Raw genomic sequence first — 23031 nt, 5'->3', positions numbered from 1 at the left:
AAATCAATGCCAAGATCATTGAGAGTTTGTCATGACTGCATTGCCAAAGTAAAATTAGCAGTCACAGACAACGGATACCCTAATCAAAGAGTTTTAGCTCGTGATACAGGATTATCCGTATCTACAATTAGTAATTTCCTGACCGGTAAACCTGTTATTTATCATACTTTTGAACGAATGTGTCGTCTATTAAATCTAGATTGGCAAGAAATTTCTACCAATATTGAAGTAATATATAACCCCACTGCATACGCAGAAATACGCAAAAAAAAACAAATGCAAATGCGAATCAATTCTTAGACTGGGGAACTGCAATTGATATTTCAGAATTTTACGGATATAGCCAAGAACTGACACAATTACAGTCATGAATTTTACAAGATGGTTGTCGCTTACTAGGATTATTCGGTATGGGTGGAGTTGGAAAAACAACTTTAGCCACCCAACTAGCAAAACAAATTCAAGATCAATTTGATTACGTTTTTTGGCGTTCTGTGCTTACTGTCTTATCTTTTGATGAGATGATCACTGATATGCTTTCTTTTATTTCCCATCACAAGGAAATTAAACCCGACATTAATCGAGTTATTCATTATTTGCGTGCTTATCGTTGTCTGATTATTTTGGATTACTTAGAAACATATTTATACGCATTTAATAGGAAGTATGATAGCCAGTATAATTATTTTATCCAAATAATTGCGGAAACTAATCATCAAAGCTGTCTAATTTTCACCAGTCGAAATCAACCTACTGCATTCAGCTTACTGAAAAATTGGTAATCCTCAGTACGTTCTTTGAAGTTGTTTGGTTCTTTAGAAGTAGCGTTTTCTTTGATACAATCAAAACAATTATTGGGGACAGAACAACAAAAATATGAACTATGTGATTTATGTGATAATAATCCTTTAAAAATTAAAATAGTTGTTAATGCGATCATGAAATTATTTAATGGTGATATTGGCAAATTTCTAGCAGAGAACAGGGAATAAATTGCTGTGTACTTCATTAGACTGGGAAACGCTATAAAATACGATTGAGCGAATAGAACTCATGGCTCTTATTTTATCTTATTTTATCTTATTTTAGATCTTCTTTACTGTTGGGGTTCATCCATATTTCTAACTGACTAAAAAATTGAGAGGAAATCAAAGTTAAACACAGGTAAATTACAGCCACAGCCCCATAAATTTCTAAAGCGCGATAGTTTTCAGAAACAATTAATTGTCCTTTTCTAAATAATTCCTCAAACCCAATGACTGCGACTAAACTCGTATCTTTTAATAAACTAATAAATTCATTTCCTAAAGGTGGAATCATGCGCCGAAATGCTTGGGGAAAAATTACATAAGTCATCGTTTGTAGAGGATTTAAACCTAATGATTTAGCTGCTTCTGTTTGTCCATTTTCAATTGATTCAATTCCCCCGCGCACAATTTCTGCAATGTAAGCTGCACTATTCAAACTTAACGCAACTACTCCAGCTATAAAGCGATTTAAAGTCAAATTAAAACCGATTTCTTGAAAAATCGCCGGTAAACCAAAGTAAATCATAAATATCTGCACTAATAACGGTGTACCTCGAAAAAAGTCTATATAAGCCCTAGCTAAAAACCCCAAAGGTTTAATTGTAGAAAGACGAATTATCCCCATCAAAGAACCGCTAGTTAAACCGAATAAACCGGAAATGAATGCTAATTGCAATGTTACTAATGCACCAGTTAATAAAGTTGGTAAAGATTGCCAAAATACAATCAAAGAATTAATTTTATTTGGATTCTGATTTGCATTAGGTAATCTTTCTGGTAATATTGGCGGTGTGGATTTAAACCATTTTTGATAAATTTGTTGATATTTACCGTTTTCTAAAATTGTACTTAAACCTTGATTAATCAAAGGTAAATAAAGAGAGTTTTTAGCTGTTGCAATTCCGTAAAATTCCTCAGTTAGTAGTTGTTGGATAACTTTAATTCCTTGCAAATTACCTGTGTTAATAGCATATAAAGTCACTGGTGCATCATTAATAACTGCATCAACATTACCATTTTGCAATTCTTGCAGGGCTAAGGGTGCAGAGTCAAAACTGCGAACTTCTGCACCTGTGACAGTTTCAGCTTTTTTTGCGCCAGTTGTGCCAATTTGGACAGCAATTTTGTGATTTTGCAGACTTTGAAAATTTGTAATATTTTGATTATCTCTGCGAACAGCGATCGCTAAACCTGCTTTAAAATAAGGACGGGAAAAGGCGACTGTTTTCGCCCTTTCTGGGGTGATAGTCATGGAACTAATAGCACCGTCTACGGTTTTAGCTTGCAGTGCTGGAATAATGCCATCAAAAGGTAAACTCTGAAATTCTACTTGGAAATGAGCCGCAGTAGCTATAGCTTTCATTAAGTCAATCGAAAAACCTGCTAATTCTCCGTCTTTACCCTGAAACTCAAAAGGTGGAAATGTAGGTTCAGTAGCTACTCGGATAATTTGATTTCGAGGTATGTTTCCACTACAACCAACTAATAAACCACAAATTAAGGTCATCAGCACACATAAACGACCAAAATCAAATTTTACCATTTTCTCCTCTAGAGTATAATTTGCACGTTAAATAAATTAGTATAGACTTGAATAATATACAGCAAAAGACTTTTATCTATTCCCTATTCCCTAATTTTTCTGATTTAGCTGCAACTAATTTGACATTAAATACTTCACTAAAACACTGACTGACTACAGAGGACACTTGATGACAAGTAAGATCAGGAATCCATGCGGCTAAACTACGGACTGGTTTATCCACAATCCCACAGGGGACAATGTGATTAAATCCTGTCATGTCGGGACAAACATTTAAGGAAAAACCGTGCATAGTAATCCATTTACTAACTTTAATACCTATAGCAGCAACTTTGTATCCTTCTAACCAAACACCAGTAAAACCAGCGATACGTTCCCCAGGCAAATCATAATGTGCTAAAACGCGAATTAATACTTCCTCTAGTTGGCGTAAGTACCAATGCAAATCTTGACGATAACGGCGTAAGTTTAAAATTGGATAAGCGACTAATTGTCCCGGACAATGATAGGTAACCTCACCACCTCTTTCAATGCGATGCACATCATAGTTACATTTGTCAAGATTAAATTTAATAAATTCGGGGTTTGATCCGGTCCCCAAAGTATAAACAGGGGGATGTTCCAGCAAAATCAGTACATCATCTAATTCCGAGTTATGAATACGCTCAGTAACTAGCGATCGCTGCCACTGATGAGCAGTTATGTATGGTATTAAACCAGGATTATATAGTAAACAACGGTACGGTGGAAATTGAGTGTTATCAATCATCAGGGAACGGGAGAAATAAAAAGATTAACTGCCTTACTGGACATATATAGCGCTCACTTGACCGAAAATATCGAGAACAAATGTCAAGGTATGCAAAGGATTTTAAAGTAACGTCAAGGAAAAATACTTTACAACCAATAAAGTGCTAGTTTGAATATATAACCTCAATGGTGTTGGGAGGAATTTGCCAGAAGTATCAAGCCTAGACAAGAGAAACCAATGACGCTGACTGATGATGTTCCCAGAATTGATTTGCATCAATCAGGATCAAACCGCCCAAAGTGGTCACATTTTCTATACAATGGGGAACAAGACCAAGGGACGAGAGCAAGAGTATGTACTCCTATGTTTCTAAAGTTACATAGAAGTAGTTGGTAGTAAGCCAGATCTCAAATTGCTTAATTCCATAGTTTTGGTTGAACAGCCCATTGCTTAACAACCAGTTGGGAATCGTCGTAAAGGATAAAAACTAAAATTAAGACGATGAATAGCGCAAACTTGAAGATGGGAGAAACATGGGGAACAGAGCAGTGTTTTAAAAATAGGTTACTTGTGTCGGTAGCAGTGATAGACATTAGCGCAATCTCTATTCCTACCCAAAAACATCACATATAATATTGAGCGGGAGAGTTTACATGAAACTTGTCATCCACGGTAAAAACATTGAAATCACTGATGCAATCCGGGAATATGTGCATCAAAAAATTGAAAAGGCGGTTAATCACTTTCAGAACATCACCAATGAAGTGGATGTCCATTTGAGCGTGGCTCGCAATCCCCGCATTAGTACAAAACAAGCGGCGGAAGTAACTATTTATGCTAATGGTAGCATTATCCGGGCGGAAGAAAGCAGCGAAAGCTTATACGCAAGTATTGACCTAGTTGCAGACAAAATTGCCCGGCAATTGCGGAAATATAAAGAAAAAAGACAGGATCATAAAACCCAACCTATATCAACTAACGAAGCAGTAGCGCCAGAGAGCGTTGCAGCGGATTTAATAGGCGATCGCACCCCAGAATTACCCCAAGAGGTGGTTCGCACCAAATACTTCTCCATGCCTCCCATGACAGTGGGAGAAGCCCAGGAACAACTGCAAATGGTGGGACATGACTTTTATATGTTCCATAATGCGGAAACAGGCGAGATTAATGTTATTTATGAACGTAACCACGGCGGTTATGGGGTAATTCAACCTCGCAATAACGGTCATGCTAACGGCAGAAATGGCAAATCAGCTAACGCCAATATTGGGGTTGCAGAAAAGTCGCACTCTAAATAGAGTCTGATTAAATTATTCATGGGTAGAGACGTTTCATGAAACGTCTCCGCCATGTTGTTTATGCAAAGGAGATTGTTGTAAAGTATCTCAAGCTGGCAACTGTTGGAGAGTTTTTAATGCTTCTTCAACGTGGCCTTTAAAGTTGAACATGGAATCAAATACATATTGAACAATACCATTTTTGTCAATCAGGTATGTGACTCGTCCAGGAATGAGACCAAAAGCGGTGGTTGCACCGTATTGTTTTCGTACTTTATCACCTTGATCACTTAAAAGTGTAAAAGGTAAATTGTATTTATTGGCAAAGTTTTTGTGAGAGTTGCTAGAGTCACCACTCACACCGATAACTTCAGCACCCGCAGCTTGAAACACTTCATATTGATCTCTAAAAGCGCAAGACTCTATAGTACATCCTGGTGTATCATCCTTGGGATAAAAATAGAGGACAACGGATTTTTGACCACGAAAATCTCCCAGGCTGACATTTTTGCCATTTTGGGCAGGTAGGTTAAAATTAGGTGCGGTATCTCCAACTTTGATAGACATATTGAAAAAATAAAAAGATTTAAAATGGTGCGTTACGCTATTATATAGCGAACTGCTTGCAGCAGCGCTTCGCTATCGCTATCCTACCTCCAAAGCCTTTACCTCAAGTACAGATATTAATAATAAAATAAAACTCTTGTGGTGCGGGCATCTTGCCCGCACAAGCTGAACTTACTATATTATATAGCGAACTGCTTGCAGCAGCGCTTCGCTATCGCTATCCTACACACAAGGTTTTTACCTAATCGCTAACACACCCTACTCAAAAAGCTATTCCCTGTTCCCTGTCACCTGTCACCTAATTTCAGATAGTTCTTCCTTATCAAGATGATGATAACATATTTCAAATCCTTTGTCAACACCTGAAAATAAAATTTTTCGCGGTTTTTTTGCGTTTTGTTTCCTGTCAACTGTCAACTGTCAACTGTCAACTGATTAAAGGATGTACAGGATGAGGAGGAGGATTTTCTGATGATGTCAATGATTTAATATGGTGGGTTACTATATTATATAGCTATGATGTAGCGAACTGCTTGCAGCAGCGCTTCGCTATCGCTATGTTACACACAAAGTTTTTACCAATGGTGCGTTACGAATACAGCTAACACACCCTACTCAAAAAGCTATTCCCTGTTCCCTGTCACCTGTCACCTAATTTCAGATAGTTCTTCCTTATCAAGATTATGATAACATTTTAAAAATCCTTTGTCAACACCTGAAAATAAAATTTTTCGCGGTTTTTTTGCGTTTTGTTTCCTGTCAACTGTCAACTGTCAACTGTCAACTGATTAAAGGATGTACAGGATGAGGAGGGGGATTTTCTGATGATGTCAATGATTTAATATGGTGGGTTACTATATTATATAGCTATGATGTAGCGAACTGCTTGCAGCAGCGCTTCGCTATCGCTATGTTACACACAAAGTTTTTACCAATGGTGCGTTACGAATACAGCTAACACACCCTACTCAAAAAGCTGTCACCTATCACCTGTTCCCTATCACCTGTTCCCAGTTAAGAGTTCCCTGTTCCCTGATTTAATATGGTGCGTTACTATATTATATAGTTATGATGTAGCGAACTGCTTGCAGCAGCGCTTCGCTATCGCTATGTTACACCTAAAGTTTTTACCAATGGTGCGTTACGCTGTTGCTAACACACCCTACTATAAATAATTTAGGATAGTTCTTCATTATCAAGACCACGATAACATATTTAAAATCCTCTGTCAACACCTGAAAAGCAAATTTTTCGCGGTTTTTTGCGTTTTGTTCCCCGTCACCTGTCCCCGTGGCGTAGCACCTGTCACCTGTTCCCTATCACCTGTCACCTGTTCCCTATCACCTATCACCTATCACCTGTTCCCTGATTATTTGATTTATATAAACGGTGTTAAATCTAAATGTTCTTCGATGTGATTCGCTAAAGAGTCCAAAAGCTGTTCTCGCTGTTCTTTGTAGTTAGCTACACCTGTGGGTAAAGATTTTAAACCCCGTTGTTGACGAAGACGATTTAACCAAGCGCGTCGCCAAGGTCCATTATCAAAAATTCCATGCAGATACGTTCCCCAAACTGATTGACAACTATCTACTAACCCTAAATTAACATCATCAAATAGAGGTTGACAGGATTTTTGATCTCCGGGGTTTTCTATGCGTGTACGTCCTTGGTGAATTTCAAAGCCTATGACAGGTAAACCCGCTTGGGGATAATTGGAGGTAACTTGACGCTGACGGGCAATTTTTTGACCTGTAATTACTGTTTTAATTGGTAATAAATTTACCCCTGGATATTTACCATCTGGTCCTTCTATTCCTTCTGGGTCTACTATAGTCTGTCCTAGCATTTGGAAACCGCCACAAATGCCTAAAACCGTGCCACCAGAAGCTGCGTAATTTTGAATTGCTTGCGCCATACCGCTTTTTTGTAGGACCATTAAATCAGCAATGGTGGTTTTTGTCCCCGGTATAATTACTGCGTCTGGATATCCTAAATCTTGCTTTGGATGTAAGTATTTTACTGTTACTGATGGTTCTGATTCTAGGGGGTCAAAATCGGTAAAATTGGCAATTCTGGGTAAACGAACCACTGCAATGTTCAGTTCAGTTGTAGCTTTTGCGGGTTTGCGTTCCAATAAATCTAGGGAGTCTTCTGCGGGAAAAACCTGTTCTAAATAGGGAACTACACCGACAACAGGTATACCTGTCCGTGCTTCTAACCATTTAATTCCGGGTTCGAGAATTGATCTTTGTCCCCGAAATTTGTTAATAACTACACCTTTAATTAGGGCGCGTTCGTCTGGATCTAATAGTTCTAATGTTCCCACCACATGAGCAAAAGCTCCACCTCTGTCAATATCTACTACTAATAATGTGGGTGCATTTAAGTGTTTAGCAACCCGCATATTAGTTAAATCCCGATGTTTGAGATTAATTTCTGCAGGACTACCCGCACCCTCACAAACTAAGCAGTCAAACTCTGTTGATAGGTATTGTAGACATTCTTGAACAGTCTGCCAACCGAGTTCAAAATATTGTTCATAGTAGTCTGTGGCGCTGACTGTACCTATGGCTTTACCTTTGAGAATGATTTGGGATGTCATATTCCCTTGAGGTTTGAGCAAAATTGGATTCATTTCTACTAGGGGTGCTACTCCCGCAGCCCAGGCTTGTACCGCTTGGGCATAACCAATTTCTCCTCCATTGGCGGTAACATAGGCATTTAAAGCCATATTTTGACCTTTAAAAGGGGCTACTCGCAACCCGCGCCGGGAAAGAATCCGACAAATAGCTGTGGTTATCAGTGATTTTCCCGCGTGGGATGTTGTTCCCACTACCATAATTGATTTCATTTTTAACTAGTATTTAGTATGTTTAGATTCAGTAGTGTATCAGTGAATAAACTGTTATTTTTTGAAGTTGTATAAGTATGGTAGCCAGGATGCCTACCATACAAGAGTTTTAACCACAATTAAGTTAGTTAAAAGGGTAAGCGTAACCAACGGGTGATAAAATCATTCAAGCGATCGCTCAGTGTAGCATGAGGAAGATTGTGATTTTTTAACTTGCCGATTAATTGATGACCAAGGGGCGTTAGGCGAAAACTGTCTGTAATTCCCTGTCCATCAACTTCTCGTCGCAATACGCCTACATCAATTAACCAGGCTAAGGCGTTTTCACAGCTTAATTCTGATAATGGGCGGTTGGTGTAATTTTGCTTAACTCCTTTATCCATTGCTATAGCACCCAATTGGATGCTTTGACTAGTCATGGCGACAAATAAATTCAGGTTGAAGGGCGAACAAATTAGCGATCGCTCGGCTCTTTTTAGTGCTTCCTTAGTATAAACTAGGGGTTTGAGGTTTGGAGAATCCACAGCAGACATTTTTTATTACTCTAAATTGGGCTTTTTGTCAAGGCTTTGAAAATAAATACTTCTGGAGGAACATATTGGATAATCAGGTTATTTAAATAGGTTATTTAAATATTGTAAATTATTGTAAAATCTTGATTGCATGAATATTTCTTAAACAGGATAAGGTGAATTATGCCTCTAGCAGTTGGTACAGACGCACCTGCATTTACCACTAAAGATACTAACGGTAACACAGTTTCATTGTCTGATTTTGCTGGTAAAACAGTGGTTCTCTACTTTTATCCCAAAGATGACACACCAGGCTGCACTAAACAAGCTTGCAGTTTCCGCGATGCTCAATCAGAATATATAAGCAAAGGTATCGTGGTGTTAGGTGTGAGTGCTGATGATGAAGCTGGTCATCAAGCTTTCACCCAGAAGTATAGTCTAAATTTCCCTTTATTGGCTGATACCGATAAAAGCATCATTACAGCTTATGATGTTGATGGTGGTGGTTATGCCAAGCGTGTTACTTACATCATTGATGGTAATGGCAAAATTATTGATGTTGATGCTGCTGTTAACACTTCTACCCACGCTAGTGATGTCTTAGCAAAACTTGGGTAATTATCAGCATTGAGTTTTTTTCCTCTGGGTTCTGTGTCTCTTGGGTAAAAGGTAATTTATGATCTAACCACAGAGGCACAGAGGACACAGAGTTAAGAGGTTGATGAGGATTTTTTCCGGCTTCAGGTTTTATTTGCCTGATGATGGTAGGGTTTTTAAAAGCAATTCTGATGCACTTGGGTTTTGTTTTGGTTGACTCTGAAGCCGTTTCTGTTGTGCTGCTTTAAATGCTGTTGCTGCTTGATCTAATTGTTGATTCTGTTCTTCAGCGTTCCATTGGATAGTCCCCATTTGTGCTTGATGAATCAGGTTGAACATATTAAAATCTGAGCTATTACCAGATAAAGGGTTACTATTGCGATCACTTTCCAAACTGCTAAAGGGTTGGTTAGGATCAGCTAAGGCAGGTCCTAAGGTGACTATAGCAGCACTAATACTGGCAATGGTGATGGCAATAATTTTGTGAATTGCTAAAAATGATCTTTTCATGGATTTTCCCCTCCTAATTTTGCTTTTTGGATTAAGCAAGGCTTCGACGTATTTGGGATTGAATACTAAGTAAAGCAAAGAGGGCAAAACCTAGTAAGACTAATAATGCGGACCCAAAGGTAACATCACCCCAGAAGGCTTGCATGACTATATTATTTAATCCCCAACTGCTATGTAAATATAAGTAGCGAATCGGTTCAATGGCGTAGCTAAGAGGGTTGAGGGTAGCAATAACCTGCAACCAACCGGGCATAAAGGATAAAGGGGCTAAGGCTGTACTGGCAAATAATAAGGGAAGATTAGTAACAAAAATTACGGCTATCAGTTCAATGTGTCCCGGTAATGCAAAGGCTAAACCCAGAGAAATAGCAGTGACACCCAAAGCCAGTAAAAAGACAATCAGAGCGATCGCACATAATCCGGTAAAATCAGGTAAACCAGCCCCTAAAAATGCCGCTGCTGCCACAATTACCGCCGCTTGTAGTAAGCTTTGGCTAATAATAAAGATAGCAGATGCAAACACAATTGAAAAGCGTGAGCCTAAGGGTGCAACCAGTAAGCGATTTAAAAAGCCAAATTCTCTGTCAAACATGACGGGTAAACCGGCATTTAAAGCCCCGGCGAAAGCGGTAAATACTATTACACCTGCTGCGAGAAATTGCCCGTAATTTGACGTACTACCAAATAAACCTTTGGGGGCATTTTGGAATAACGCCCCAAATAAAACTAACCACATTACCGGCTGAATAATCCCTGCTATCAGGCTGGAAGGTCGTCTTTGCAGTTGAATAAACAGACGACGGGTTAAAGCAAAGGTTTCTTGCAGAATTTCCCCAAATAAATTGGAGTCTGTATCACCAATTACATCTGGTGAGGTGAGTTGTTGCCAGTTCATAGCTAATTTATCATTACTCATACAAAATGCTAAAATCAAAAGGTATCAATTATAAACATCCCTGCTATGTTAAATTAGCAAAGAATATTTATGATTCTTAATATTACATTATAACTAAAATCATTACAGTATATGACGGGTATATCAAGTCTAAAATTTGGTGAACAGCCGTAATTCATTGAACTGTATACAGAATATACTTGTGAAAAAAGTTAAAATTAATACGTTTATAAAAAGTCTGAATTATGAGTGAAGCTTTATTTGTTGTGGAAAATCTGCGTGTAGCCTATCCTCAACGCAGTGGAGAAGGAGAAAACTGGGCTGTTGATGATGTATCTTTTATTCTCCAATCTGGTGAAAGCATGGGATTGGTGGGAGAGTCTGGTTGTGGTAAATCAACTATCGGTAGAGCAATTATGCGTTTATTACCAGCCTCCAGTCGTGTGGAAGGATTAGTAAAATTTCAGGGAGAATCTGTACTTAATTTAACACCAATGCAGATGCAAAAGTTTCGGGGTGAAGCCGTGGCTTTGATTTTCCAAGATCCCATGACGCGATTAGATCCATTAATGACTATTGGGAATCATTGTATTGAAACTTTACAGGCTCATGCACCAGAATTATCCAAACAGCAAGCGAAGGAAAGGGCTTTAGCGACTTTAGATAAGGTGAAAATTCCTGCTAATCGTTGGCATCAGTACCCCCATGAATTTAGCGGAGGAATGCGTCAACGGGTAGCCATTGCGTTAGCTTTGTTATTGAGTCCTAAATTAATTATTGCGGACGAACCAACAACTAGTTTAGACGTGACTGTTTCTGCTCAAATTCTCCAAGAATTAACGCGATTATGTAGAGAAGAAAATATGGGATTATTGTTAATTTCCCATGATTTAGCCATGGTGGGGGAATATTGCGATCGCCTTGGGGTGATGTATCAGGGTAAAATAGTGGAAATGGGGAAAACGGAAACTGTATTTGCTCACCCTGAACACAAATATACTCAATCCTTATTAAAAGCAGCGTTACATATTCAACAGGAAGAGGGAAAAGAGAACGGGGAAAAGGGAAGAGTCAACCAAGAAAATCCTATTTTAAAAATTACCGAACTCAAACAACATTATACCATAGAACCGAATTTTATTGAAAGAATATTTAAAGGAGAAGGTCAAACAGTTAAAGCGGTAGATGGAATTAACTTAGAATTGTATTCTGGGGAGATTTTAGGATTAGTAGGAGAGTCTGGTTGTGGGAAAAGTACACTTTCGAGAACAATCTTACAATTGATCAGTCCCACATCAGGAAAAGTAGAATTTTTAGGACAGGAATTAACTAGGTTATCCCGTCAAGAAATCCGTTCTTCTCGGAGACAAATCCAAATGATATTTCAAGATCCTCATGCTTGTTTAAATCCAGCCATGACCGTAGGACAAAGTATCACAGATCCTTTATTAATTCATAACTTAGCTAATGCTGAAAAAGCCAAAGAACAGGTGTTATGGATGTTAGAAAAAGTTGGTTTAACCCCAGCAGAATTATATTATCACCGTTATCCTGCTGATTTATCTGGGGGACAACAACAACGGGTAGCCATAGCCCGGGCTTTAATTACTCGTCCAAAACTGATAATATGTGATGAACCGGTGAGTATGTTAGATGCGAGTGTACAAACCCAAGTCCTCGACTTGATGTTACAATTAAAAGCAGAATTTGATTTAACTTACTTGTTTATTACCCATGATTTATGGTTAGCACGGTTTTTGTGCGATCGCATTGCCGTCATGAATAGTGGTAAAATAGTAGAAATAGGACAGACTAAACAAATTTTTGCTCATCCTCAACACCCTTATACCCAAACCCTCCTAGCTGCGGCACCTTTACTAGCAAAAGCTTAAAGGAGTTAGGAGCAAGAAAATTACCAATTATCAAAGTAATAAATGTCTAAAAATTCACCGGCTAATACTTATAAAACCAATAACTATTCTTCTGATAAATGGCAAGAGAGAATAGGACAAATAGCATATCGTTTTAATCGCCAATATCAAAATCAAAAATTTGCATTACCCGAAGAAATAGAAGCAATGCCAATATTTCAGGAATGGATTAATGGCAGATTAAATGATAGAATAGTTTCACCATTTTGGGAAATTGCCCAACCTCAAAAAAATCAACATTGTTTAGATATTGGTTGCGGTTTCAGCTTTTTAATCTATCCTTGGCGAGATTGGCAAGGATTCTTTTATGGACAAGAAATTAGTAATATAGCCAAAGATACTCTTAATTCCCGTGGTTCACAATTAAATTCTAAACTGTTTAAAGGTGTAGAATTAGGACCGGCACACCATTTGAATTATCCAGAAGATCAATTTGATTTAGTAATTGCCACAGGATTTAGTTGCTATTTTCCTTTAGAATATTGGCAAGCTGTATTAATAGAAGTCAAACGAGTATTAAAACCAGGAGGAAATTTTGTTTTTGATCTTCTCAATTCTGAACAACCCCTAGCAGAAGACTGGGCCGTACTGGAAACCTATTTAGGTGCGGAGGTGTTTCTCGAACCGATTTCAGAATGGGAAAAAATAATTAAAGCTGGGGGTGGTAAGATTGTTAAACAGCAATTAGGAGAATTATTTGAATTGTACAAAGTCCGGTTTTAAAAAGGTTTTAGAAAAAACTATCGGGCATTGTCCTCTGAAAGCTGTATGATTTGGAAATATCTATTTGATGTTATCAAAAATTTGCACCCCCAATATCAGCGATGATCATCCGCAATGCCACAGAAACCGACTTACCCGCTATTGTAGCCATTTACAATGCTGCCGTCCCTAGCCGTATGGCTACTGCTGATTTAGAACCTGTATCTGTGGAAAGTCGTCTCGCTTGGTTTAAAGGACGAGTCCCCTCCCAACGTCCCCTATGGGTAATTGAAACGGAGGGGGTAATTGCTGGATGGTTGAGTTTCCAATCATTCTACGGTAGACCAGCCTATTATTCCACAGCGGAAATCAGTATTTACATTTCCCCAAAATTCCAAGGACGGGGTTTAGGAAAACAACTTTTAGAGAAAGCAATTACGGAAAGTCCCAGTCTAGGTTTAAAAACTTTAGTTGGTTTTATTTTCGCCCATAATCAACCTAGTTTAAAGTTATTTGCCTGGTTTGGGTTTCAAGCTTGGGGAAATCTACCGAAAATTGCTGATTTGGACGGTGTAGAACGGGATTTGATGATTTTAGGTTTGCGTGTAATGTAGGATGGTTTTTGGTCTGATTTAAAATGACCGGCTTCCTTCTGTAGGGATAGCGAAGCGCTCCCTAGGAGTCCCTTGTACCAGTTGCGTCAGTCCTGTTATCCTTTATTAGCTCTATTTTCCTTAATTACATGAATAATTGAAGGTAATAAAGAAACAACAACAATTAAGCCAATTATTGGTAATAGATACTTATCTAATTGTTCCGCTGGTAGAGTTTTTCCCAAGAAGAAACCTAACAAAGTAATGCCAAAAGTCCATACAAAACCACCAAATAAATTGTAAGACATAAAAGAACGATAGTGCATAGCTCCGATTCCTGCGACAATTGGGGCAAAAGTCCTGACAATTGGCACAAATCTTGCTAAAACAATTGTTTTCTTACCATGCTTTTCGTAAAAATCTTGGGTTTTGACAACGTGCTTTTTATGGAATAACCAAGAATCTTCTTGATCAAATAATTTTCTGCCAAATTTATGCCCAGTAAAATACCCGATATTATCACCTAATACCGCACAAACAAACGCACCGAAAATCAGTACCCAAATATTCAGTAAGTTTTGAGAAGCGATAAATCCTGCCGTAAATAATAAACTATCACCAGGCAGAAAAAAACCAATCAATAAACCAGATTCAGCAAAGATAATTCCCCATACTCCAAAGTAACCAAGTGATTTAACTAATTCTGGTAAATCAAAGTGCATAAAATCCCACTTATTTAAGAAATTGTACTCAACATTTTAACGGTTATAAATTTATAGAAATAAAAAATAATATTAAATTTATTTTATGTTTATTTTATGTTTATTTTATGTTTAATTTATGTTTAATTTATGTTTAATGGATATTAGGGTCAAGGCGAAAAATGCAAAGATATTTAAAAGTGCTGAGATTATTTTGGACTGCGGCGATCGCTACGGAAATGGAGTATCGTGTTAATTTTATCATTGCTGCTTTCAGTAGTTTAGGAAATTTACTCGGTAGTATCTTTGGTTTGTTTCTATTTTACCGCACAGGTTACACTTTTACAGGCTGGTCTTGGGAAGCGGCCTTAATAGTCTTAGGAATTTTCACCTTATTACAAGGCTTTAGTGCTACCTTTCTATCTCCCAATTTAAATCGCATTGTGCGCCATGTCCAGGAAGGGACTTTAGACTTTGTGTTATTAAAACCTATTCGTAGTCAGTTTTGGTTATCTTGCCACACCCTTTCCCCCTGGGGAATACCAGATTTAATCTTTGGTTTACTGATAATTGGCTACGCTGGTACTAAACTTAGCTTAGGAATTGACAGATATCTATTTACCCTCTGGCCATTATTTTGCGGTTTAGTTATTCTTTACAGTTTGTGGTTTATACTGGGAGCAACCAGCATTTGGTTTGTTAAAATATACAATATTACAGAAGTATTAAAAGGGCTTTTAGAAGCAGGAAGATATCCAATTACATCCTATCCTGCCGTTTATCGCTTTTTCTTTACCTTTATATTACCAGTGTCTTTTTTAACTACTATCCCCGCCCAATCCATGTTAGGAGAAATTGAATTTACTTGGTTGCTAGGTGCGGGATTATTAGCCTTTGTATTATTTTTCCTTTCTACTCAGTTTTGGCGATTTGCTCTCCGTTTTTATACTAGTGCTTCCAGTTAGGTAACAGGTGATAGGTGATAGGTGATAGGTGCTACGCCACGGGGACAGACAAGAGATACAGAATGTGTGTCAATGTAGGCTGACCCTAGAAAACCCAACCTACATTTAACCCAGACAAAACAAAATAAATTACAACATATCTGGGTTTTCCCCCAATTCCCTTAATCTCGCGGCTAATTTCGCTGCTTTAGCTTTAGCATTTTCCGCTTGAATTTTAAACTTCTCTGCTTCTGCTTTAACCTTTTCTACTTGTGCTTTGTTAGCCTCCTCTGGTAACAAAACTAAATTACCAGAAATATCATAAAAGCGCAACCAAGTCGCAGTTTCCCTATCTATAGTTCCTTCCCAAGTTCCTAACCATAAGCCTAAATGTCTACACCAAAACCAAGCATTTTCATTAGGTGTTAAAGACCGATATTCTTGGTTATCATCTAGATGCCATCCTTGTAAAGAATTAGGGTCAAAGGGGTTGTAAACAAAATAATCTGAGGTGCGGAAAATCTGATTTTTAAGGTATTTTTTGATACTATCTATTTCTGCTGTAGACCTTGACATTAATTCCACAATCATATCAAGATAAGGACAATTTTCTTTCCAAACCACCCAACCTGCTTGAGAATTACTACTATCAACATTGAGAACAGCAAAGAAGTCAGAACCGCGAAAATTACGGTTTTTAACCTGGCTAATGCTGTAGTAAATAAACATATTACCCTGAGTAAAATAATCATTGCACTCAGACCAAAGCTGCTGTAATGAACGAATGAGGACATTCATCGCAATTCGGTGACGATTGGATCTCAATGGTTTATGATCATCAAATATTAAATCTGTATGTCGGTTATGGGGTTTCCAGTTCACAATGGCTAGATTGTTGGTACTCATAAGTAACTATCACCTTTTTCATCAAGCCTCAAACTTCTATGATAATCTGTTTGGGACTTTTTAACAGTATTTTTGTATGGTGGTAGTTACAGGACTTACGCAACTGGTACATTAGTAGGGTGCGTCAGATATCAACAATCTGTTTATTTGCAGGATTTATGCAGTCTGACGCACAGCATTATTACGTAAAATTGTATTCCAAAAAACACAAATTACTAGTAAGTATGTCTTGATTCTATCTTTCTAAATCCTTAATTTCCTTGGGAACTTTGGCTGTTAATACTTCATTTCCCTCAGAAGTAACTAAGACATCATCTTCAATTCTGATCCCAATTCCTAGCCAACGGGGGTCAATTTCCGGTTGGCCTTCTGCTGGTTTGGTGTTAGGGACTATATACAGTCCCGGTTCTATTGTCAGCACTTGGCCAGGTTGTAAAATTTGCGGGTTTTCTCCATGTTGATAAAGTCCCACATCATGCACATCTAAGCCTAACCAATGACTGGTACGGTGCATATAAAAGGCTTTATATTTTTCCTCCTCTATTAATTTATCAATTTCCCCTTTGAGTAAACCCAGTTCCACTAATCCCTCTGTTAATATCCGCACCGCTGCATTATGAGGTGCATAGAAAGAATTACCTGGTTTTACTTCTGCTATCGCTTGTTTTTGTGCTGCTAATACAATTTCATATAATGCTTTTTGTTCCGGTGTGAATTTACCACTAACGGGAAATGTGCGGGTAATATCTGAATTGTAATAACCGTAAGCGCAACCAGCATCAATCAATAGTAAATCATTTTCTTGTATTTGACAGTTATTTTCAATGTAATGCAGTACGCAAGCATTCGCACCAGCAGCAACAATGGAAGGATAAGCAGGACCCATTCCCCCCCGTAACCGGAAAAGATGCTCTATTTCGGCTTGAATTTCATATTCATAACGTCCCGGTTTAGTGCTTTGTAAAGCATAATTATGAGCTTCTACCGCAATTTCTACAGCTTGACGGATAAGGTCTAATTCTGTTTTGCTTTTATAGAGTCTCATATTGTGCAGGAGAATACTAGGATCTGCGATCGCAATTGGTCCTGTACCTCGTTTAGGGTAGGTTCGCAGTAAACTTTGGTAATGTTGGATGATTCTATCATTAAAATTGCGATCGCGTCCCAAATGATAATAGATGCAGTCTGCTTTTTCTAAATATTGCGGTAACTTCTCATCTAACTCTGCAATGGGGTAAGCTATATCTGCACCATACAATTCTTTTGCTCCCTCTACTCCACAACGATAACCAGTCCAAACTTCCTTTTCTGGATCTTTGGGTTGCACAAATAATATAAAGCGATGCTCTGGGTGATGAGGTGCTAATACTGCTACTGCTTGCGCTTCATTAAACCCAGTTATGTAAAAGAAATCACTATCTTGACGGTAAACATACTCAACGTCATTGTGCATGACTGCTGTGGGCGCACTTGTGAAAATCGCTGTACTACTGCCTATTTTCGCTATTAAATCCTGACGACGTTGCTGATATTCTGTTTGCATAGCTAATTTATTAATAGTGTTGTTTTTAGCTTTAACAATTAAAGACTACTGAGAATGTGGTCGAGAAAATTGCTAATTCTACTTATAATAGCTAATTTTCTCTTGATTTGTGTTCACCAATCTTTTTTTTGGACGAACCACAGAGGACACAGAGGACACGGAGGTGGAGTTTTATGCTTACCAAGACGCAAAGGAACAAAAGCAATAAAAGCAATACATATATGATTCGGGATCTCGATGTCAAGAAAACAGGATTTTATTTTTAAATCATGACTTGAATAAATAAAATATAAAATATTTTTTGATTGTTTAGATATTACTTTTGATTTGGAAAATTTCCTATTTATAAACATGATGGAAATGTCTATAAATACTGACATTTAATAAAAATAATTAACCAGATGTTTACTGTTTACAGAATCTTTATCAAAAGCAAATCAAAAATAGATATTAATTACTCATAAAAACACATCATGCCTGATCAATTATCTTTAGATACAAGAAATTACGGGTTACAAGCTCAAGATATAATTGAGCAAGCATCAAGCTTTGAAGATTTAAAACCTTCATCTTTTATTAGAAGTTCTTCTGTTTCTCCATTAGCAGATCCATTAGTACCAGTACCAACAAATCCATTAGCTCAAATCCCCATTGGTGGGAGTGCTAACCCCAATCCTAATCCTTATTTAACCAGTGCAGCCATTGTTCCTGATTTTAATGGTGATGGTAAAACAGATAAACTTTGGGTTAACGTCCAAACTGGTGAAATTTTGGTGCGCTTGATGAACGGAACACAAGTTTTAGAACAGGGTTCTTTAGGTAAATATGATCTAACAGCTTATGACTACAAACTTGCTGATTTTAATGGTGATAATAAGACCGATTTCTTATTACGCAATAAGACAACAGGTGATAATTTGATTGTGCTAATGGATGGTACAAGAGTCGCTAATTACTTGACTTTAGATCGAGTTGATCCAGGTTGGACTGCTAATATTGGCGATTTCAATGGCGATCGCAAAACTGATATTTTCTGGAATAATGCAACTACTGGTGAAAATGCCATTTGGCAAATGGATGGTATAAAGGTAATTAGCGCCAATGTCTTAGAAACTACGGGGCCAGGATTAACCGCAACCATTGTTGATTTTGATGGTAATGGTAAGAGTGACATATTCTGGCGTAATACTACCACTGGTGAAAATAGTGTCTGGTTTATGGATGGTAGCCAAACTACCAAGTATGACCTCCAAGCTCAAGATGGTTCCTGGACTTCTACTCTTGGTGATTTTAACGGTGACTTCAAAACTGATATTTTGTGGCGCAACTCCCAAACAGGGGAAAATAAGATTTGGACGATGAATGGCGTTTTTGTGACTGAAGGTGTTGTCAGCACACTGAGTACAGATTGGACTGCGAAAATTGGTGATTTCAATGGTGATGGTAAAACTGATATCTTCTGGCATAATGCCTCTACTGGTGCAAATACTGCTTGGTTGATGGATGGTACAACCATCAGTTCTGAAGCTTTCTTACCTAGCAATACCCCTGGTTTGACAGCATCTCTGGGTGATTTCAACGGTGATGGTAAGACTGATATTTACTGGCGTGATCAACAAACATCCGCTGATAAAATCTGGACTATGGATGGAACTTTAGCTACTGAAACTCCTGTCGCTGATGCAGATAAGCTGACCCCAGAATGGTATACAAGTTGATTTAGCTAGTAGTTATTGGTCAAGATATATTGTCGGTATGACTAAGAATTTCTAAATTCAGAATCAGCGATTACTTTCCGTAACATTATGGAAAGCGATCGCTTTTTTATTGCAACTTATATTTTTCTCTAACTAAAAAATATGGCAGAATTCACCCCCCTCAACTTGGGTGAAAACTTTCTTTTATAAGGTGTTTGATGATTAATTGATGTTCTACGGACTGCTAGAACTATATAGGTATAGAAAAAATTTTAGAGAAAAGACTTGCTTTTTCAGAAAACCTATGAAATACTTTCATTAAATTGTACTAAATGCCGACTGACAAACCGGAGTTTAATTTGAACTGGTATAAATATCTTCCAGTCCAAAGCAACTTTCATTTTCTACGGACATTTTATACAGATACTTTAACTGTGAATAGTGAGGGATTTATGCCTAGTTTGACAGGTGCTTATGACACTCCAGGTGGTGCTTACCGTGTCCAAGTGGTAGGCAACTTAGCCTACGTAGCTGATTTTGATTCAGGATTACAAATTCTCAATATCACTAATCCTGCCGCTCCTACTCTCATAGGCAGTTATGATACTCCTGGAAATGCCAGGGGTATTCAGGTAGTAGGCAACTTAGCTTACGTAGCCGATCAGGCTTCAGGGATACAAATTATTGATGTCAGTAATCCTGCTGCTCCTACTCTCAGAGGTTCTTATGACACTCCTGGACTTGCTTACCGTGTTCAAGTAGTAGGTAACTTAGCTTACGTAGTTGATGATACTACCGGATTAATAATCCTCGACATTAGCAACCCCAGCGCTCCTCTTCTTAAGGGTACTTATGATACTCCCGGCTCTGCGAGAGGTGTCCAGGTAGTAGGTAATTTAGCTTACGTGGCTGATTTTGCTACTGGGTTAATAATCCTCGACATTAGCAACTCCAGTAACCCTATTCTCAGAGGGACTTATGATACCCCTGGTGCTGCTAATAGTGTTCAGCTAATAGGTAACTTAGCTTACGTAGCAGATAACGACAAAGGACTGCAAATCATTAATGTTAGCAATCCTAGCAACCCCACACTCGTTGGCACCTATGATACTCCTGGAACTGCTCGGAGCGCTCAAGTAGTAGGACGGTATGCTTATGTGGGTGATGGTCCGACAGGACTGCAAATCTTCGATATCAGCAATCCTAGCAACCCCACTCTTGTGTCTACCTATGACACTCCTGGAACTGCTAGAGGTGTTGAATTGGTAGGACTCAGTGCCTATGTAGCTGATGAGGCCACAGGAGTGCAAATTATTGATGTCAGTGAGTTCGATAATAACCTCATCGGTAACAGTAGTAATAACCGCCTTAATGGTGGTGCTGGTAACGACACCCTTGATGGTGGTTTAGGTACTGATACCTTGATTGGTGGTTTAGGAGATGATACTTACATTGTAGATAGCACCACTGACACCATTACGGAACTTGCTAATGGAGGTACAGATACCATTCAATCTAATGTCACTTTCACTATTGCCACCTTATCCAACATCGAAAACCTGACTCTGACAGGAACAAATGCGATTAATGGCACAGGGAATGCAGGTAATAACATTATCATAGGTAATAGTCGTAATAACACCCTTAATGGTGGTGCTGGTAACGACACCCTTAATGGTGGTGCTGGTAATGACACCCTTGTTGGTGGTTTGGGTACTGACAGCTTAGTTGGTGGTGCTGGTAATGACCAGTTCGTATTCAATGGCACCGCAGCTTTCAGTGCCGCTGCAACTGGTAATGGTTTAGACAACATCGCTGACTTTAGTGCCGGTGACAAGATAGTTTTGAGCAAGGCAGTATTTACGGCTTTAACCAGTGTTGCTGGTGCCGGATTTACTGTGGCCTCAAACTTTGCTGTTGTTGCAAATGTGGCTAGTGCAGCAACAAGCAGCGCTCAAATTGTTTATGTCTCAGGTACAGGTACAGGTAGCGGTAGCCTCTTCTATAACCAAAATGGTGCTGCTGCTGGTCTTGGTACTGGTGCTCAGTTTGCAGCTATCGTTGGTGCTCCTACTTTGGTCGCTAGTGATTTCATTATTACTGCTTAATATGGGCTTATTACTTAGACTCGGATTTTTCACAAACAATAACTTAGTTGATTGATTATACTAATGCGGGGAAGTTGGACTTCCTCGCTTTTTTTGCTCACTTTCCATGATTTTACTGGAAGCGATCGCTTTTTGGCTTGAGAATATAACGATCATATATAGGAATAATATTTGATTTTTGATAGCTTGCGTGGCGTAGCCATACAAGACTCAGTAGGTATCAATTCTGTCTTTCTTCCAGTTAAGAGTTCCCTGTTCCCTGACCACACAAGTAAGTTCACAGAATCAAACCAGATTCCTATATTTTACTGATAATTAACGGGTTACTTAAAAACTGGTTTCCTTTTACATTAAGGCTTTAATTCTCCTTTGGATCTCAAAATCAACGAACGGACAGTATTAACGCCAATTTCGGCTTAACCTATTCTTAATCTAGGCTTAACCTAGGCTTAACTTTTTTAAATTAGCATTATGTTATACTCTTTAGTGTCACTAAAAAAGTGATATTATAATAAGGTATTTTAGTTGTTTCTATTCTACCAATTTTATCACCAGGATCTAAAAACGATGCCTAACCAAGCCCCGACCAACTTAACCCTTAACAACAGCGCCTTTACTTTGACAATTAATGAAGGTGAAACAACAGTCTCTGATTTCATCAGCACTGACCCAGATACAGGAAAGACCTTTACCTATAGCTTAATTGCAGGGGTTGGTGACATCGATAACAGTTCATTTGATTTTGTTGGTAATCAACTCAGAACCCGGACATTACTTGATTTTGAAACCAAAAACAGTTACAGCATTAGAGTCAAGCAAATAGACCAAGATGAGTCAACCCTTGTAGAACGAAAATACAATATTAACGTTAACGACATTAACGAAGCGCCCACCGATTTATCTTATGACAACAACACTGACACCACTACAATTGATGAAGGTAAACCCATTGGTACAGTGGTTGGTAATCTCAGCAGCACTGACCAAGATACAGGAAACACCTTTACCTATAGTTTAGTCACTGGGGATGGTGCAACGGATAATAGTTTATTTAATATTACTGGAAATCAACTTAAAACCAACGCTGTATTTGACTTTGAAACCAAAAACAGTTACAGTATTAGAGTCCAAACCACAGACCAAGGTCGGTTATCCTTTGAGAAACAATTAAATATTACCGTTACTAACGTTAACGACATTAATGAAGCACCCACTGATTTGTTGCTTGACAACACCGCAATTGATGAAGGTCAAACAGATACTGTAATTGGTAATCTCATCAGCATAGACCCAGATACAAGAAACACCTTTACCTATAGTTTAGTCACCGGAACAGGTGCAACGGATAATAGTTTATTTACTATTACCAATAACC

At 38.3% G+C, this 23031-nt stretch carries 22 protein-coding genes; 12 read left to right on the top strand and 10 right to left on the bottom strand.

Annotation, left to right across the window (positions count from 1 at the left end):
* Positions 1-6: 6 nt before the first annotated feature.
* From H6F62_RS18545 to H6F62_RS18535, 3 genes are all read left to right on the top strand, one after another.
* Positions 7-300 (top strand): helix-turn-helix transcriptional regulator, encoded by a 294-nt coding sequence (locus H6F62_RS18545; protein WP_190372677.1) that lies wholly within the window; start codon positions 7-9, stop codon positions 298-300.
* Positions 301-371: 71 nt separating this feature from the next.
* Positions 372-782 carry an NB-ARC domain-containing protein gene (locus H6F62_RS18540; protein ID WP_347238723.1) on the top strand — a complete coding sequence of 137 codons (411 nt, stop codon included), beginning with the start codon at positions 372-374 and terminating at the stop codon, positions 780-782.
* 15 nt (positions 783-797) lie between these two features.
* Positions 798-992, top strand: a complete 195-nt coding sequence (locus tag H6F62_RS18535; RefSeq protein WP_137909659.1) for a hypothetical protein — start codon at positions 798-800, stop codon at positions 990-992.
* Between the two features lie 88 nt (positions 993-1080).
* Here H6F62_RS18535 and H6F62_RS18530 read toward each other — a convergent pair whose 3' ends face one another.
* Both H6F62_RS18530 and lipB read right to left on the bottom strand, forming a co-directional pair.
* Positions 1081-2571 (bottom strand): ABC transporter permease subunit, encoded by a 1491-nt coding sequence (locus H6F62_RS18530; protein WP_190372675.1) that lies wholly within the window; start codon positions 2569-2571, stop codon positions 1081-1083.
* Positions 2572-2647: 76 nt separating this feature from the next.
* Complete coding sequence (lipB, locus tag H6F62_RS18525; RefSeq protein WP_190372674.1) at positions 2648-3340, bottom strand: lipoyl(octanoyl) transferase LipB; 693 nt, start codon at positions 3338-3340, stop codon at positions 2648-2650.
* A 635-nt stretch (positions 3341-3975) separates the two neighbouring features.
* Between lipB and raiA the strand changes: the two genes are divergently transcribed.
* Positions 3976-4620 (top strand): ribosome-associated translation inhibitor RaiA, encoded by a 645-nt coding sequence (raiA, locus tag H6F62_RS18520; RefSeq protein WP_137909656.1) that lies wholly within the window; start codon positions 3976-3978, stop codon positions 4618-4620.
* An 87-nt stretch (positions 4621-4707) separates the two neighbouring features.
* Here raiA and H6F62_RS18515 read toward each other — a convergent pair whose 3' ends face one another.
* From H6F62_RS18515 to H6F62_RS18505, 3 genes are all read right to left on the bottom strand, one after another.
* Positions 4708-5166 carry a peroxiredoxin gene (locus H6F62_RS18515; protein WP_137909655.1) on the bottom strand — a complete coding sequence of 153 codons (459 nt, stop codon included), beginning with the start codon at positions 5164-5166 and terminating at the stop codon, positions 4708-4710.
* Positions 5167-6544: 1378 nt separating this feature from the next.
* A complete protein-coding gene (cobQ, locus tag H6F62_RS18510) occupies positions 6545-8017 on the bottom strand; it encodes a cobyric acid synthase CobQ (protein ID WP_190372673.1) in 1473 nt (490 codons plus the stop codon).
* 128 nt (positions 8018-8145) lie between these two features.
* Positions 8146-8550: an Npun_F0494 family protein gene (locus H6F62_RS18505; protein WP_137909681.1), complete on the bottom strand. Its 405-nt coding sequence runs from the start codon at positions 8548-8550 to the stop codon at positions 8146-8148.
* A gap of 162 nt (positions 8551-8712) precedes the next feature.
* On the opposite strand from H6F62_RS18505, the gene H6F62_RS18500 reads away from it, so the two are divergent.
* Positions 8713-9147, top strand: a complete 435-nt coding sequence (locus tag H6F62_RS18500; RefSeq protein ID WP_137909680.1) for a peroxiredoxin — start codon at positions 8713-8715, stop codon at positions 9145-9147.
* Between the two features lie 129 nt (positions 9148-9276).
* On the opposite strand, the gene H6F62_RS18495 is transcribed toward H6F62_RS18500, so the two are convergent.
* Together H6F62_RS18495 and H6F62_RS18490 are read right to left on the bottom strand one after the other, a co-directional pair.
* Positions 9277-9636, bottom strand: coding sequence for a hypothetical protein (locus H6F62_RS18495; protein WP_190372672.1), 360 nt, complete (start codon positions 9634-9636; stop codon positions 9277-9279).
* Positions 9637-9667: 31 nt separating this feature from the next.
* Positions 9668-10552, bottom strand: coding sequence for an ABC transporter permease (locus H6F62_RS18490; protein WP_137909517.1), 885 nt, complete (start codon positions 10550-10552; stop codon positions 9668-9670).
* Between the two features lie 224 nt (positions 10553-10776).
* Here H6F62_RS18490 and H6F62_RS18485 point away from each other — a divergent pair, with 224 nt between their 5' ends.
* The 3 genes from H6F62_RS18485 (at position 10777) to H6F62_RS18475 (ending at position 13778) form a co-directional block, all read left to right on the top strand.
* A complete protein-coding gene (locus H6F62_RS18485; RefSeq protein ID WP_190372671.1) occupies positions 10777-12423 on the top strand; it encodes an ABC transporter ATP-binding protein in 1647 nt (548 codons plus the stop codon).
* A 42-nt stretch (positions 12424-12465) separates the two neighbouring features.
* Positions 12466-13185, top strand: a complete 720-nt coding sequence (locus H6F62_RS18480; protein WP_137909515.1) for a class I SAM-dependent methyltransferase — start codon at positions 12466-12468, stop codon at positions 13183-13185.
* 101 nt (positions 13186-13286) lie between these two features.
* Complete coding sequence (locus H6F62_RS18475) at positions 13287-13778, top strand: GNAT family N-acetyltransferase (protein ID WP_137909514.1); 492 nt, start codon at positions 13287-13289, stop codon at positions 13776-13778.
* A gap of 95 nt (positions 13779-13873) precedes the next feature.
* On the opposite strand, the gene H6F62_RS18470 is transcribed toward H6F62_RS18475, so the two are convergent.
* Positions 13874-14479 (bottom strand): VTT domain-containing protein, encoded by a 606-nt coding sequence (locus tag H6F62_RS18470; protein ID WP_190372670.1) that lies wholly within the window; start codon positions 14477-14479, stop codon positions 13874-13876.
* 161 nt (positions 14480-14640) lie between these two features.
* Between H6F62_RS18470 and H6F62_RS18465 the strand changes: the two genes are divergently transcribed.
* Positions 14641-15423 (top strand): ABC transporter permease, encoded by a 783-nt coding sequence (locus tag H6F62_RS18465; protein ID WP_190372669.1) that lies wholly within the window; start codon positions 14641-14643, stop codon positions 15421-15423.
* A 129-nt stretch (positions 15424-15552) separates the two neighbouring features.
* On the opposite strand, the gene H6F62_RS18460 is transcribed toward H6F62_RS18465, so the two are convergent.
* Both H6F62_RS18460 and H6F62_RS18455 read right to left on the bottom strand, forming a co-directional pair.
* Positions 15553-16308, bottom strand: a complete 756-nt coding sequence (locus H6F62_RS18460) for a Uma2 family endonuclease (protein ID WP_190372668.1) — start codon at positions 16306-16308, stop codon at positions 15553-15555.
* A gap of 235 nt (positions 16309-16543) precedes the next feature.
* Positions 16544-17851, bottom strand: a complete 1308-nt coding sequence (locus H6F62_RS18455) for an aminopeptidase P N-terminal domain-containing protein (RefSeq protein WP_190372667.1) — start codon at positions 17849-17851, stop codon at positions 16544-16546.
* A gap of 473 nt (positions 17852-18324) precedes the next feature.
* Here H6F62_RS18455 and H6F62_RS18450 point away from each other — a divergent pair, with 473 nt between their 5' ends.
* The 3 genes from H6F62_RS18450 to H6F62_RS18440 form a co-directional block, all read left to right on the top strand.
* Positions 18325-19569, top strand: coding sequence for a VCBS repeat-containing protein (locus H6F62_RS18450; RefSeq protein WP_190372666.1), 1245 nt, complete (start codon positions 18325-18327; stop codon positions 19567-19569).
* Between the two features lie 338 nt (positions 19570-19907).
* Complete coding sequence (locus tag H6F62_RS18445; protein ID WP_190372665.1) at positions 19908-21656, top strand: hypothetical protein; 1749 nt, start codon at positions 19908-19910, stop codon at positions 21654-21656.
* Between the two features lie 567 nt (positions 21657-22223).
* On the top strand, positions 22224-23031 hold an 808-nt coding region (locus H6F62_RS18440; protein ID WP_190372664.1), incomplete at its 3' end, for a cadherin repeat domain-containing protein.

The sequence above is a fragment of the Anabaena sp. FACHB-1391 genome, assembly GCF_014696755.1.
GTDB lineage: Bacteria > Cyanobacteriota > Cyanobacteriia > Cyanobacteriales > Nostocaceae > Dolichospermum > Dolichospermum planctonicum.
Note: the sequence above shows the minus strand (reverse complement) of the source record. Positions and strands in the feature narration are given on the sequence as shown.

What these genes read in the sequence shown, in the direction of transcription:
- raiA (WP_137909656.1), top strand. Translation starts at nt 3,976, where the DNA reads ATGAAACTTGTCATCCACGGTAAAAACATTGAAATCACTGATGCAATC.
- H6F62_RS18460 (WP_190372668.1), bottom strand. Translation starts at nt 16,308, where the DNA reads ATGAGTACCAACAATCTAGCCATTGTGAACTGGAAACCCCATAACCGA.
- cobQ (WP_190372673.1), bottom strand. Translation starts at nt 8,017, where the DNA reads ATGAAATCAATTATGGTAGTGGGAACAACATCCCACGCGGGAAAATCA.
- H6F62_RS18465 (WP_190372669.1), top strand. Translation starts at nt 14,641, where the DNA reads ATGCAAAGATATTTAAAAGTGCTGAGATTATTTTGGACTGCGGCGATC.
- H6F62_RS18450 (WP_190372666.1), top strand. Translation starts at nt 18,325, where the DNA reads ATGCCTGATCAATTATCTTTAGATACAAGAAATTACGGGTTACAAGCT.
- H6F62_RS18495 (WP_190372672.1), bottom strand. Translation starts at nt 9,636, where the DNA reads ATGAAAAGATCATTTTTAGCAATTCACAAAATTATTGCCATCACCATT.
- H6F62_RS18515 (WP_137909655.1), bottom strand. Translation starts at nt 5,166, where the DNA reads ATGTCTATCAAAGTTGGAGATACCGCACCTAATTTTAACCTACCTGCC.
- H6F62_RS18545 (WP_190372677.1), top strand. Translation starts at nt 7, where the DNA reads ATGCCAAGATCATTGAGAGTTTGTCATGACTGCATTGCCAAAGTAAAA.
- H6F62_RS18470 (WP_190372670.1), bottom strand. Translation starts at nt 14,479, where the DNA reads ATGCACTTTGATTTACCAGAATTAGTTAAATCACTTGGTTACTTTGGA.
- lipB (WP_190372674.1), bottom strand. Translation starts at nt 3,340, where the DNA reads ATGATTGATAACACTCAATTTCCACCGTACCGTTGTTTACTATATAAT.
- H6F62_RS18530 (WP_190372675.1), bottom strand. Translation starts at nt 2,571, where the DNA reads ATGGTAAAATTTGATTTTGGTCGTTTATGTGTGCTGATGACCTTAATT.
- H6F62_RS18505 (WP_137909681.1), bottom strand. Translation starts at nt 8,550, where the DNA reads ATGTCTGCTGTGGATTCTCCAAACCTCAAACCCCTAGTTTATACTAAG.
- H6F62_RS18500 (WP_137909680.1), top strand. Translation starts at nt 8,713, where the DNA reads ATGCCTCTAGCAGTTGGTACAGACGCACCTGCATTTACCACTAAAGAT.
- H6F62_RS18485 (WP_190372671.1), top strand. Translation starts at nt 10,777, where the DNA reads ATGAGTGAAGCTTTATTTGTTGTGGAAAATCTGCGTGTAGCCTATCCT.
- H6F62_RS18480 (WP_137909515.1), top strand. Translation starts at nt 12,466, where the DNA reads ATGTCTAAAAATTCACCGGCTAATACTTATAAAACCAATAACTATTCT.
- H6F62_RS18490 (WP_137909517.1), bottom strand. Translation starts at nt 10,552, where the DNA reads ATGAGTAATGATAAATTAGCTATGAACTGGCAACAACTCACCTCACCA.
- H6F62_RS18455 (WP_190372667.1), bottom strand. Translation starts at nt 17,851, where the DNA reads ATGCAAACAGAATATCAGCAACGTCGTCAGGATTTAATAGCGAAAATA.
- H6F62_RS18475 (WP_137909514.1), top strand. Translation starts at nt 13,287, where the DNA reads ATGATCATCCGCAATGCCACAGAAACCGACTTACCCGCTATTGTAGCC.